This is a genomic window from Rhizobium phaseoli (genome assembly GCF_010668805.1).
GTDB lineage: Bacteria > Pseudomonadota > Alphaproteobacteria > Rhizobiales > Rhizobiaceae > Rhizobium > Rhizobium phaseoli_A.
This window is the reverse complement of sequence record NZ_WUFT01000141.1, coordinates 1-393: the sequence shown is the minus strand read 5'-3', so window position 1 is coordinate 393 and position 393 is coordinate 1. Positions and strand designations below refer to the sequence as shown.

The following is a 393-nucleotide window of genomic DNA, read 5'->3' as shown; positions in this document are numbered from 1 at the left end:
GCCACGTTCCGCGCGGGATCTCGCCCAGGTCGCAGCCAGCCTGCATGGCCGCCTCCCTGACGCGAAACTCGTACTGGTCGGCACGAGCCGCGGCACGATCTCGACGGCTTATGTGGGCCGCGCGTTGCCCGATGTCTGGGACGCCGTCGTGCATACGTCCACGCTCAGCAGTCCCGCACGCGGCCGCGCCACGCCGTTGATCGGCTTCGATTACGGCTCGATTCGCCCGCGCCAGCTATTCGTGCACCACGCCGACGACGGCTGCTTCCTCTGCTCGTATGAAGCGCTACGACGCATCGCGGAGAGCGGCCAGTACGCGCTGATCACCGTGCATGGCGGCGATGTGCGCGGCAAACCTTGCGAGGCTTCGTCGCATCATGGGTTCTATGGAAG

General features: G+C 66.7%; 1 pseudogene. It reads left to right on the top strand.

Annotation, left to right across the window (positions count from 1 at the left end):
• Positions 1-393 (top strand): annotated as a pseudogene (locus tag GR197_RS31765) (hypothetical protein); the annotation flags it as partial.